The following is a 10,270-nucleotide window of genomic DNA, read 5'->3' on the forward strand; positions in this document are numbered from 1 at the left end:
AGACCCCAACATGCTTGAAATCCATGACCTGGTCGTCCTGCGCGACGGCCGTCGCGTGGTCGACCACCTGCAGCTTTGCGTGCCCGCGGGCTCTGTCTATGCCTTGCTGGGCGGCAACGGCGCGGGCAAGACCACCACCATCGACGCCATCCTGGGCTTTGTCCCGTCCGCCGCCGGCATGGTGCGCGTGGACGGGCTGTCGCCGGCGGACGATGCGGTGGCGGTCAGGCGGCGCGTGGCCTATCTGCCCGAGAATGTCGCGCTGTATCCCTACCTGTCCGGCGTGGAGAACCTTGACTATTTCTGCGCGATGGCGGGAATTGCGCTGTCGCGCACCGAGGCCGCCGCGCTGCTGGACCGCGCCGGGCTGGCGCGCGAGGCGCAGGGCCGGCGCGTGCGCGGCTACTCGAAGGGCATGCGGCAGAAGGTCGGGCTGGCGATTGCACAGGCCAGGTCGGCTTCGCTGTTGCTGCTCGACGAGCCGACATCGGGGCTGGACCCGGCTGCCGCGGACGACATGGCGCGCCGCGTGCGCGCGGCCGCCGATGCCGGCATGGCGGTGCTGATGGCCACCCATGACCTGTTCAACGCCAGGCAGCTGGCCGACCGCATCGGCATCCTGCGTGCCGGCGTGCTGGTGGCCGAGTTCGACGCGTCCACGCTCGACCATCAGGCGCTGACCGCCGCCTACCTGGCGCACGCGCGCGCAGCGGGAGCGGCATCATGATCGGGGCCGTGCTGCGCAAGGAACTCAAGGCGATGGTCAGGGAAGGGCGGGCCGTGGCGCTGCTGGGCATTGGCACCGTGGTGCTGGCCATCGCCGTGCTGGTGTCGCTGCAGCGGCATGCCACGGTCGCCGGAGAGGTGGCGCAGGCGGCCGCGGCCACGCGCCAGCAGTGGGACGACCAGGGCGACAAGCATCCGCACCGCGGGGCGCACTTCGGCCTGTATGCGTTCCGGCCGGCCTCGGCGCTGACGGCGATCGAGCCGGGACTGAGCGATTACTTCGGCCAGGCGCTGTGGCTGGAGCCGCACCGGCGCAATCTCGCGCGCTTCGAGCCGGCGCAGGACGCGCTGCCCTCCGCGCGCTTTGGCGACCTGAGCGCCGGCTTCGTGTTCGCGGCGCTGTTGCCGCTGCTGGTGCTTGCGGTCAGCTTCGATGCCGTCAGCGGCGAGCGCCAGCGCGGCACGCTGCGGATGCTGCACGGCGTCGGCATGGCCCCGGCCGGCCTGCTGGCGGGCAAGTTCCTCGCGCTGGTCGCGGGCTTCGCCGTCTTTTCGGTGGCGCTGGCGCTGGCACCGGTGGTGGCCAGCCATGCGGAGGGCGCGCTCGACGCCGCGGTGTGGTGGCGCGCCGCCGGCCTGGGCGCCGGCTACCTGCTCTACACCGCCATCCTGGCGGGCCTGGGGTTGGCGGTGTCGGCATGGATGGCCGACGGCAGGAGCGCGTTGCTGGCGCTGGCCGGGCTGTGGCTGGCCTTTGTCTTTGTGGTCCCCGGCGTCGGCGCGGCGCTGGCGCGGCATGCCGTGCCGCTGCCATCGGCGCAGGCCTTCTGGGCCGCGATCCAGCACGACTACCTGGAAGGGCTGCCGGGCGACGGCAACCTGGCCGCCCGCACCGCGCGCCATGACGCGGCGCTGCTGGAGCGCTACGGCGTGACCCGCCTGGCCGACCTGCCGGTGGGCGCGGCGCCGCTGCGCAGGCTGCAGCGCGACGCCTACGCCGACCGCGTCCACGCCCTGCATTTCGATGCGCTGTGGCAGCGCTACGCGGCGCAGGAGAACGTGATGCGCGCGGCCGCGCTGCTGAGCCCCACGCTGGCGATGCGCAACTTCGCCATGAAGATGGCCGGCACCGACCTTGCGCACCAGCGCCACTACGAGACCGCCGCCGAGCGCTACCGGCAGACCGTCAATACGGCGATCGATACCTGGGATGCCGGCCATACGCGCGGCCTGACCTCGTTCGATGACAAATATGCGGGCGCATCGCTGTGGCGCGCGATCCCGCCCTTTGCCTACACCATGCCGCCGGCGGGCTTCGCGCTGCGCGCGGCGTGGCCCGAGATCGCCTGCCTGCTGTGGTGGTGTGCGGTGGCCCTGGCCGGGCTGTACGGTTGTCTGCGGAGAATGCGGCCATGAACCAGATCGGACAGACCGGGCGCCTGCTGGCGGCCCAATGGCGGGCGTTGTGGGGCGCGCGTGGCGCCCGCTGGGGGCTGCTGCTGACCGCTGCCGCGCTGTGCGCCTGCGCGGTGGTGTCGGGGCTGGGCGCGCGCGCCTGGCATGGCAAGTTCCAGCAGCTGGAAGCCGGCACGCAGGCAGCGCTGCGCCAGGCTGGCGCGCAGGCGTCGCCGGCCGCGGGGGACCAGGCCGCCATGGCGGCGTTCCGCTTCCCCCGGGCGCACGCGCCTGCGGCACTGTTGCCCGCAGCCGGCGGCCGCGCGCTGGCCAGCGGCATGCTCGAGCTGCTGCCGCCCGCCATCCGCGTCACCGTGGAAAGCCGCCATACCGACGCCCGCAGCGAGGAGAAGCTGGGCAATCCGCTGTTGCAGCGCTACGGCATGGCGGACCTGGCGACGGCGCTCGCGTTGCTGGTGCCGCTGCTGCTGGTGTGCCTGTGCGCGGGCATGGTCCAGGGCGAGCGCGAGCAGGGCACGTGGCGGATGTCGCTGGCGCAGGGCGCGGCCGGCTGGCGCCTGCTGCTTGCCGCGATGGTGGTGCGGACCGGCGCGGTGTGGACGCTGGCGGTGCTGGCTTCGCTGCTGGCATTCATGCTGGACCCGGCGGCGACCCTGCACGCTTTCGGCGCGTGGGTGTTCTGCCTGACCGCTTTCGTCTTGTTCTGGAGTGCGGCGAGCGCATGGCTGAACCTGCTGCCGGGTTCCGCTGCCACGGCGGTGCTGGCCGGCCTGGGCCTGTGGGCCGTGGTCACCTTCGGCGCACCGGCCATGATCGCGGCGGCGACCGACCGCATGGCGCCGATGCCGTCGCGGCTGGCCGCGATCGTGCAGATGCGCGCCGCCCAGCAGGACGCCGAAGCCGCCGCGGCGGACCTGGTGCGGTCGTGGTACCGCGCCCATCCGCAATGGGCGCCGGCCGCGCCGCGCCAGCACAGCTGGCCGGTTTCATTCATGCCGCGCTATCTCGACCAGGCCGCGCGGATCGAGCCGATCGCGGCCGAATTCGAGCGCGTGCGCGCGCAGCGCTTCGAGCACGCGGAACGCTGGGCGTGGCTGTCGCCGCCGCTGTCGCTGCTGCTCGCGGCCGACCGGCTGGCGGGGCACGACGCCCCGCGCTACGCCCGCTACATGGCGCAGGTGAACCGCTTCGAAGCCGAGTGGCGCGCCTTCTTCGTGCCGCGCATCATGAGCTATCGCGGCGTGCTGCCGCACGACTACGCCGACGCGCCGCGCTTCGCCTGGACGGACAGCCCCCCATGGCATGCGGTGTGGCGCGCCGGGCTGCAGCAACTGGCACTGGCCGCGGCGCTGCTGGGCCTGCTGTGGCGGTGCCGGGCCCGGCTGGGCCGGCCCTGACGTGGCCTCAGGCCGCTTCCTTCAGCGCCGCCAGCGCCTGCCGGCCCGCGACCAGCTGCTGCGCCACTTCGGCGACGCGCGCACCCAGGTGTTCGGCGGTGCGCAGGTCTGCCGGCGGCGGCGCCACCTCGGCGCTCACATCCGCATCCGACTGCGCGGCCGCGCCCAGGAAGAAGCCATGGCGATTCAGCGAATCCTCGGTCGACTTGGAATTGTTGTGGCCCGGGGGCAGCCCCAGGTTGACCCAGTGCATGCCGTGCTGTGCCGCGAAGATGGCGATCTGCTGCAGCGTCGCCAGCTTGTCGCCGGAGCGCGAGGCCGCGTTGGTAAAGCCGGCGGCGACCTTGTTGGCCCACTTGCCGCCCTTGGCGAACACGTTGCGCGAAGTCGCGTCCATGAAGCCCTTGAACTGGGCCGAGGCGCTGCCCATGTAGGTCGGCGCGCCGAAGATGATGGCATCGACCTGTTCCAGGGTATCCCAGTGCTGGTCGATGTCCTCGACCGGGATCAGCAGGCTTTCGGCGCCCGCGACGCTGCCGGCGCCGCGCGCGACGGCCTGGGCCTGGCGGGCGGTGTGGCCGTAGCCGCTGTGGTAGACGATGGCAACGCGGGTGGAGGCGGTGGTCATGATTTCGATCCTTTGATTTCGAAAATCTGAATATCGTTATGCTGCGTCGCCTGATGGAAATTTGCGGGCTGCAGCGGCTGGTGAGGGAAGTGTAGGGTGGCAAAGCAGTGCAAGCAGGGGTGGTTACGCAATAAGTTGTTGAAAATTTCTGAACATTGATTCGGAAAGTGGCCCCGGCCCCGGTCACGGGTTTTCCCGGCACCGCGGCGCGTAGCCATCGCGTCGCGGCCGGGATAAAGTTGCGCCATATCCACCCCGCCCGGCGCTGCCCGACTCCGCGCCCCCACCCGCAACCGCTTCCGATTCCCATGAACCCAGGCGGCAGGCAGATCCCGGCGATGCGGCAGCAGCGCCGCTCTGTTCATCGTTTCCCGGCGCGTTCTACGCTGGCGTGCGTGGTGCTGATGCTGGCCAGCGCCGCCGCGCGGGCGGCGGACGCGCCCGGCACGGCCGTTGCCGCGGCCACCGGCGAGACCCTGCCCGACGTGGTGGTCAGCGCCACCCGCAGCGAGCAACGCCGCTTCGACGCGCCCGCCGCGATCGACAGCGTGCCGGTCGACCCGCTGCGCAGCGCCACGCCGCTGGTGAACCTGTCGGAGGTGCTCGCCGGCGTGCCGGGCGTGGCGGTGCGCGACCGGCAGAACTTTTCGCAGGACCTGCAACTGGCGGTGCGCGGCTTCGGCACGCGCTCGACTTTCGGCGTGCGCGGCGTGCGCCTGTATGTCGACGGCATCCCCGCCACCATGCCGGACGGACAGGGGCAGGCATCGACGGCCGACCTTGCTAATGCCAGCCGGGTCGAGGTGCTGCGCGGCCCGTTCGCGCAGCTGTATGGCAATGCCTCGGGCGGGGTGGTGCAGGTGTTCACGCCCGATCCGCCCAAGGATGGGGTTACCGGGCGCGTTTCGACCGGCTTCGGCGCCGACGGCCAGTGGCAGGCCGGCGTGGCGCTGGCCGGCGGCAATGAGCGGCTCGGCGGCTCGCTCGATGCGTGGACCTACCAGACCGACGGCTATCGCGAGCACAGCGCGGCGCGCCGCTACCAGCTCAATGCCAGGGTGGTGGCGCAGCCGGCCAGCGGCACGCGCGTGACCGGCCAGTTCAATTACTTCAACCAGCCGCTGGCGCAGGATCCGCTCGGCCTGACCCGCGCGCAGGCCGATGCCAACCCGCGCCAGGCGGTGGCCGCGGCCACCCAGTTCGATACCGGCAAGACCGTCGAACAGGCCCAGGCCGGGGTGGTGGTGGACCACCAGGCCAGCGGCACCGACAGCCTGTCGGCACGGCTGTACGGCGGCACGCGCAACCTGTACCAGCGGCTGGGCTTCAGCGGCGCCGCGCCGACCTCGTCCGGCGGCATCGTCGACCTGGACCGCACCTTCGGCGGTGCCGCGCTGTCGTGGACCCGGCGCACCACCACGGCCGCGGGTCTGCCGTTGCTGTGGAGCGCCGGGCTCGAAGCCAACGGCATGCGCGACGGCCGCAACGGCTACGTCAACCAGAACGGCACCCAGGGGGCGTTGCGCCGCGATGAAACCAATACCGCAACCGACCTCGGCGCCTTCGCCCAGTTCGACTGGAGCTTTCATCCGGCCTGGCAACTGGTGGGCGGGGCGCGCGCCAGCCGGGTGCGGCTGGGCATCGACGACCATTTCATCACCGCGGCCAGCCCCGACGACAGCGGCCACGCCAGCTACAGCAATGTCAGCCCGGTGCTGGGCGTGGTCTGGCATGCGCTGGATTCCGTCAACGTCTACGCCAATCTCGGCCGCGGCTTCGAGACGCCGACGCTGACCGAGGTCGCCTACGGCCCCGGCGGCGTCGGCAGCAACCTGGGCTTGCAGGCATCGACCAGCCGCCAGGGCGAGATCGGCATCAAGTGGCAGGCGGCGGGGCAGCGGCTGGAAGCGGCGCTGTTCGATGCCGACAGCCATGACGAGGTGGTGCCGCAATCGAACAACGCCGGGCGCACCGTCTACCAGAACGTCAGCGGCGTGCGCCGGCGCGGGCTGGAGCTGGGCTGGCGCGGTGGCTTCCTGGGTCAGGTCGGCACGCCGGGCCAGGACGGCGGCAGCCGGATCGAGGCGGGGCTGGCCTATACCTGGCTCGATGCGTACTTCGGTGATGGCTTTGTCAATGCGCAGGGCCAGGCGGTGGCGGCCGGCAATCGCCTGCCCGGCACCGCGCGCCACAGCCTGGCCGCAGACCTGTCATGGCGGCCGCTCGCACCGCTGACGCTCGGGGCCGAACTGCGTGTCGACAGCCGCGTCTATGCCGACGACCTCAACACCCAGGCGGCGCCGGGCTATGCCGTGATCAACCTGCGCGCCGGCTATGCCTTCCGCCTCGGCCCGACGCGTTTCTACCTGTTCGGCCGCATCGACAACCTGGCCGACCGGCGCTATATCGGCTCGGTCATCGTCAACGAGGCCAACGGGCGCTACTTCGAGCCGGCACCGGGCCGGCGCTTCTTCATCGGGCTGCGCGCCGCGCTGTAAGCCTGGCGCCGATTGCCTCGGCCGTCGTTGCCCTTTAAGGTGTTGGCTTTGGCCGGCGCGCGGGTCAGCGCGGCGCCTGCCGGACCCGGAGCCGCACCATGACCTCGCCCGCGCCCGACGACCGCACCCGCCGCATCATGCTGTGGGTGGTGGCGGTCGGCTTCTTCATGCAGACGCTGGACTCGACCATCGTCAATACCGCGCTGCCGTCGATGGCGCACAGCCTGGGCGAGAGCCCGTTGCGGATGCAGTCGGTGGTGATCGCCTACTCGCTGACGATGGCGGTGATCATCCCGGCCTCGGGCTGGCTGGCCGACCGCTTCGGCACCCGCACCATCTTCCAGACCGCGATCGCGCTGTTCGTGGCGGGCTCGCTGCTGTGCGCCTACGCGCCGACGCTGAACTTCCTGATCGGCGCGCGCGTGGTGCAGGGCGTGGGCGGCGCGATGCTGCTGCCGGTGGGGCGGCTCTCGGTGCTGCGCACCTTCCCGCGCGAGCAGTACCTGCAGGCGCTGAGCTTCGTCGCCATCCCCGGCATGATCGGCCCGCTGATCGGGCCCACGCTGGGCGGCTGGCTGACCCAGGCGCTGTCCTGGCACTGGATCTTCCTGATCAACGTGCCGGTCGGCGTGCTGGGGGCGCTGGCCACCGTGCGCTACATGCCCAATGCGCGGCTGGCCGGCGTCGGCCGCTTCGACATCGCGGGCTACCTGCTGCTGGCCACCGCCATGCTGGCGCTGTCGTTCTCGCTCGACGGCCTGGCCGGGCTGGGCTTCCAGCACGCCACCGTGCTGATGCTGCTGATCGCCAGCATGGCCGCACTGACCGCCTACGGGCTGCATGCCAACCGCCGCAAGCAGCCGCTGTTCCCGTTGCGGCTGTTCCGCATCCACAGCTTCAGCGTCGGGCTGCTGGGCAACCTGTTCGCGCGCATCGGCAACGGCTCGATGCCGTTCCTGATCCCGCTGACGCTGCAGGTCAGCCTGGGCTATGCGCCGTTCGATGCAGGCCTGATGATGCTGCCGGTCACCGCAGCCGGCATGGCGTCCAAGCGGCTCGCCACACGGCTGATCCAGCGCCATGGCTACCGGCGCGTGCTGGTGTCGAACACCTTCGTGGTGGGCGTGGTGATGGCGGCCTTCGCGCTGATCACGCCGCAGCTGCCGCTGTGGCTGCTGGTGCCGCTGCTGGCATTGTTCGGCATGGTCAATTCGATCCAGTTCACGGCGATGAACACGGTCACGCTGAAGGACCTCAGCGGCGCCGGCGCCAGCAGCGGCAACAGCATGCTGTCGATGGTGCAGATGCTGTCGATGAGCCTGGCCGTAACCGCGGCGGGGGCGTTGCTGGCGACGTTCCAGCACCGCTTTGGCGGGGATCCCGCGGCGGTGCTGCCGGCCTTCCATGCGACTTTTATCTGCATGGGGCTGATCACCTGCGCGTCGGCCTGGATCTTCATGCAGCTGGGCGTGCGCGAGCCGGCGCCGGCGATTCCGGTGCAACACGGCGAGAAGGAGGTGTAGCGCGCGCCCGGGCTTGCCCCGGCGTGGCACATGCGCCGCTTTGCGTGGCGGCGGCGAACTTACCGTGCGCGCCGCGGCTCCTATTTCTATCCCATCGGAGCCGGCGCGGCCGGTACAAGGAGGCGTCCATGCGGCCAACCGGCAAGCCCGATTCCGAACCCGCGGTACCGCCATCGCCCGGCGCCGCCGCAAGCGGCAGCACGGTGCCGCGCAGCGCCCCGGCCACGCCCGACGGGGCCGGCGCCGTGGCCGGACCGGCCGCGGCGCCCGGCAAGATCCATGCGGCGGCGCAGCCCGCCTGGATCACGCACCGCGACTGCCCGCCGCCGCACGCGCTGCCGGGCTGCGCCTGCGCCGACATGCTGTCGCCGGCGGCACGCTATTGCGAACTGTTCGTCGACGTCCAGCACAGCGGCCTGTTCGCCGACAGCAAGACCTTCCCTGACTGCATTCCCAACTGCGACCCGGACCAGATCGTGGCGCGCTATCGCGAGACCCGCGACACGCCGGGCTTCTCGCTGGCGGATTTCGTGCAGGCGTACTTCACCCGCGCCACCGTGCCGGACAGCCACTACGTATCCGATCCGGCCAGCACCCTGCGCGAGCATATCGACGGGCTGTGGCCAGTGCTGACGCGCGCGCCCGTGGCCCATCCGCCGCTGTCGTCGCTGTTGCCGCTGCCGCACCGCTACGTGGTGCCGGGCGGGCGCTTCGGTGAACTCTATTACTGGGATTCCTACTTCACCATGCAGGGGCTGGCCCGCAGCGGGCACGGCGACCTGATGGTGGAGATGACGCGGAATTTTGCCTACCTGCTCGACACCTACGGGCTGGTGCCGAACGGCACCCGCAACTACTACCTGAGCCGCTCGCAGCCGCCGGTCTTTGCATTGATGGTGGACCTGCTCGAGCGCGAGCAACTGGCCGGCGCGCTCGACTTCCTGCCGCAGTTGCGCCGCGAATATGCGTTCTGGATGGACGGCGCCGACGGCCTGTGTCCCGGCCACGCGCACCGCCGCGTGGTCTGCCTGCCCGACGGCGCGCTGCTCAACCGCTACTGGGACGACCGCCCATGGCCGCGCGAGGAGGCCTTCCTGGAAGACATGGAGACCGCGCTGCGCAGCGGCCGCCCGCACCATATGGTGTTCCGCGACCTGCGTGCCGCGGCGGAGTCGGGCTGGGACTTCAGCTCGCGCTGGCTCGATGCGCCAGATCCGCGCGCCGGCCAGCCCGCCGACCTGGCCACCATCCGCACCACGGCGATGCTGCCGGTCGACCTCAATGCGCTGCTGTGGCACCTGGAAACGCGGCTGGCGGCGCTGTGCGAGCAGGCCGGCGATGCCGCGGCCGAGGCTTACCGCGCCGCGGCACAGCGGCGCGAGGCGGCCATCCTGCAATACCTGTGGGACGGCGCCGCGGGTGTCTTCATCGATTACGACTGGTGCCGCGGCGCGCCGCGCCGGTACCTGACCGCGGCTACCGTGATGCCGCTCTATCTCGGCCTGGCCAGTCCGGCGCAGGCGCAAGGGGTGGCGCGGGCTGTGCAGGACCGGCTGCTGGTTGACGGCGGCCTGGCCACGACGGAGTGCACCTCGGGGCAGCAATGGGACCATCCCAATGGCTGGGCGCCGCTGCAGTGGCTGGCGGTGTGCGGGCTGGAGCGCTATGGCCACGATGCCCTCGCAGGCGAGATTGCGCGGCGCTGGCTGGCTACCGTCGCCAGCCTGTACACGCACGAATGCAAGCTGGTCGAGAAATACCGCATCCGGCGTATCGAAGGCGCTGCCCACGGCGGGGGCGGCGGCGAGTATCCGCTGCAGGACGGCTTTGGCTGGACCAATGCGGTGGCCGGTGCGCTGATGGCACGCTACGGCGAGGTGCCGGCAACGTGCCGCGCGGATGGCGTGGGGGCTTCGAGGTGAGCGTACCGTCGCGCGGTGGTAATTGGTCGCTGTTGGTGACATGCTGTCGGCTTTGAACCGCCTGGTTCCGCCCTGCTGGGCGGGTCACTTTTTGGCCGAGCGCCAAAAAGATGGAATGAACGCGCCCCGGCCCGCTCCGATTAAAGGCGCCGGCAGTTCA

The 10,270-nt window shown here is 71.2% G+C and carries 7 protein-coding genes; 6 read left to right on the forward strand and 1 reads right to left on the reverse strand.

The features are described 5' to 3' along the window. The first annotated feature begins 10 nt into the window (after nt 1–10). From U9J39_RS03300 to U9J39_RS03310, 3 genes are read left to right on the forward strand one after another with little or no spacing between them, the layout of a single operon-like run. Nucleotides 11–727: an ABC transporter ATP-binding protein gene (locus U9J39_RS03300; protein ID WP_116314081.1), complete on the forward strand. Its 717-nt coding sequence runs from the start codon at nt 11–13 to the stop codon at nt 725–727. Further along, complete coding sequence (locus U9J39_RS03305) at nt 724–2,142, forward strand: ABC transporter permease (protein ID WP_326346520.1); 1,419 nt, start codon at nt 724–726, stop codon at nt 2,140–2,142. Before U9J39_RS03300 ends, U9J39_RS03305 begins: the two co-directional genes overlap by 4 nt. Further along, on the forward strand, nt 2,139–3,539 hold the full coding sequence (locus tag U9J39_RS03310) for a DUF3526 domain-containing protein (protein ID WP_326346521.1): 1,401 nt from the start codon (nt 2,139–2,141) through the stop codon (nt 3,537–3,539). The genes U9J39_RS03305 and U9J39_RS03310 overlap by 4 nt, the downstream gene beginning before the upstream one ends. A 7-nt stretch (nt 3,540–3,546) precedes the next feature. On the opposite strand, the gene U9J39_RS03315 is transcribed toward U9J39_RS03310, so the two are convergent. Then, nucleotides 3,547–4,167 carry a flavodoxin family protein gene (locus U9J39_RS03315; protein ID WP_012356616.1) on the reverse strand — a complete coding sequence of 207 codons (621 nt, stop codon included), beginning with the start codon at nt 4,165–4,167 and terminating at the stop codon, nt 3,547–3,549. Between the two features lie 308 nt (nt 4,168–4,475). Between U9J39_RS03315 and U9J39_RS03320 the strand changes: the two genes are divergently transcribed. From U9J39_RS03320 to treF, 3 genes are all read left to right on the forward strand, one after another. Beyond that, nucleotides 4,476–6,665, forward strand: coding sequence for a TonB-dependent receptor family protein (locus U9J39_RS03320; RefSeq protein WP_115713756.1), 2,190 nt, complete (start codon nt 4,476–4,478; stop codon nt 6,663–6,665). 98 nt (nt 6,666–6,763) lie between these two features. After that, nucleotides 6,764–8,188 (forward strand): multidrug transporter subunit MdtD, encoded by a 1,425-nt coding sequence (gene mdtD, locus U9J39_RS03325; RefSeq protein WP_115683485.1) that lies wholly within the window; start codon nt 6,764–6,766, stop codon nt 8,186–8,188. Nucleotides 8,189–8,316: 128 nt separating this feature from the next. Continuing rightward, complete coding sequence (gene treF, locus U9J39_RS03330) at nt 8,317–10,110, forward strand: alpha,alpha-trehalase TreF (RefSeq protein ID WP_115713755.1); 1,794 nt, start codon at nt 8,317–8,319, stop codon at nt 10,108–10,110. The last annotated feature ends 160 nt before the right edge of the window (nt 10,111–10,270 follow it).

The organism is Cupriavidus sp. SS-3 (genome assembly GCF_035818815.1).
Lineage (GTDB): Bacteria > Pseudomonadota > Gammaproteobacteria > Burkholderiales > Burkholderiaceae > Cupriavidus > Cupriavidus taiwanensis_C.